Source organism: Bradyrhizobium sp. P2_E8, assembly GCF_056403875.1.
The window spans coordinates 1-1,998 of the sequence record NZ_JBFUES010001213.1; the positions used below are offsets into that span (position 1 = coordinate 1).

Here is a 1,998-nt window from a genome sequence, read left to right on the forward strand (position 1 = left end):
GGTGATGGGTGTCACCAATGCGGTCACGATCGATGGCGAGGGCATTCCGCCGATCACGCTGGTCGGCCCCGGTGCGGGCGGTGCTGCGACCGCATCCGCCGTCGTCGCCGATATCGCCGATGTCGCGCGCGGCATCCGCGCCAATCCGTTCGGCCGGCCGATCTCGCATTTGCGCGACACCAAGAAGGCGCCGATGGAGCGCCACGAGGGCGGCTACTACATCCGCCTGCTGGCGCGCGATTTCCCGGGCACGGCGGCCGCGATCGCGACCCGGCTGGCAGAACAGAAGATTTCGATCGAGTCGATCGTGCAGCGTCATCCCAATGGCGGCGCTGCGCCGGCGAACGGCAAGGCGGTCCCCGTGCCCGTCATCCTGATCACCTATGCGACGCACGAGGACGCCGTGCGCCGCGCGCTCGCCGCCGTGCAGCGCGACAAGGTGATCAGCGGACGGCCGCAGGTGATCCGGATCGAGAAGAACTGAGCATGCTCCGGACCCGGAGGGCCGCGCCAGCGCAAAAGTGTGAAGCGGTTTTCCGGAAAGGGCAGGCTCAAGCAATGACACGGTTCGAACGAACTGTGGGTGTTACGAGTTGATGCGGGCGGAGATTTCCGTCCAGAACCGTTTCGAAGGAGTTAGCCGATGTCGACCCATATTTCAGTCCCGCCGCACGCGTTGCTCGAGCGCATCCTCACGCTGGAGATCGTGCGGGTGACCGAGCGGGCGGCGGTGTCTTCGGCGCGGCTGCGCGGCCACGGCAACGAGAAGGCGGCCGACCAGGCCGCCGTGGACGCGATGCGGCGCGAGCTCAACAAGCTGCCGATCGAGGGCACCATCGTGATCGGCGAGGGCGAGCGCGACGAGGCGCCGATGCTGTTCATCGGCGAGAAGGTTGGCATGAATGCCGGCCCGCAGGTCGACATCGCGGTCGACCCGCTCGAAGGCACCACGCTGTGCGCCAAGAACATGCCGGGCTCGATTGCCACCATGGCGATGGCCGACGGCGGCACGCTGCTGCACGCTCCCGACGTCTACATGCAGAAGCTTGCGATCGGACCGGGCTACGACAAGGGCATCGTCGATCTCGATGCAACGCCGGCTGACAACGTCCGCCGCCTCGCCAAGGCCAAGGGTGTCCAACCGGACGGCATCACCGTTCTCGTGCTCGACCGTCYGCGCCATGCCAGCATCATCGAGAGCGTGCGCTCGACGGGTGCTGCCGTGCGCCTCATCACCGACGGCGACGTCGCCGGCGTGATCCATTGCGCCGACCCCGACAACACCGGCGTCGACATGTATCTCGGCACCGGCGGTGCGCCGGAAGGCGTGCTCGCCGCCGTGGCGCTGCGCTGCATCGGCGGCCAGATGCAGTGCCGCCTCATCCTCGATTCCGACGAGAAGCGCGAGCGCGCCGCCAAGATGGGCGTCAACGATCCCAAGATGATCTACGGCATCGAGGACATGGCGCGCGGCGACTGCCTGTTCGCCGCCACTGGCGTCACCACGGGCTCGCTTCTGTCGGGCGTCAAGTTCCGCAAGGACGGCGTGATCGAGACCGAGACGGTGGTGATGCGCTCCGTCACCGGCACCGTGCGCTACATCAAGGCCGAGCACCGCGAGCTGGCGAAGTTCCACCTGGATTGAGCAAGGCAATACGACTGCCGTCATTCCGGGGCTCGCGCAGCGAGAGTCCGGAATCCATCGGGCGGCAGAGTCCGAGGTGAAATCGATTCCGGGCTCGATGCTGCGCATCGCCCCGGAATGACAACAAGAACAATCAGGGAAGCGCCCATGTCCGATCTCACCGCCGTCAAAGCCCTGGTCTTCGACGTGTTCGGCACCGTGGTCGACTGGCGCACCAGCCTGATCACCGACTTCATGTGGTGGAGCAAGCAGCGCGGCATCAGTGCCGACTGGACCGCGCTGGTCGACGGCTGGCGCGGCATGTACATGGCCTCGATGGACGACGTGCGCAAACATCCCGAGCGCGGCTATGT

Annotated in this window: 2 protein-coding genes and 1 pseudogene; all 3 read left to right on the top strand. The window is 66.5% G+C overall.

The annotated features are described in order from the left end of the window. Positions 1 to 484 (top strand): ACT domain-containing protein (locus AC1D00_RS38745; RefSeq protein WP_477014308.1); only part of this gene is annotated, 484 nt, incomplete at its 5' end. 159 nt (positions 485 to 643) lie between these two features. Next, complete coding sequence (gene glpX, locus AC1D00_RS38750; RefSeq protein WP_477014309.1) at positions 644 to 1,645, top strand: class II fructose-bisphosphatase; 1,002 nt, start codon at positions 644 to 646, stop codon at positions 1,643 to 1,645. Positions 1,646 to 1,792: 147 nt separating this feature from the next. Next, positions 1,793 to 1,998, top strand: a pseudogene (locus AC1D00_RS38755) (haloacid dehalogenase type II); the annotation flags it as partial.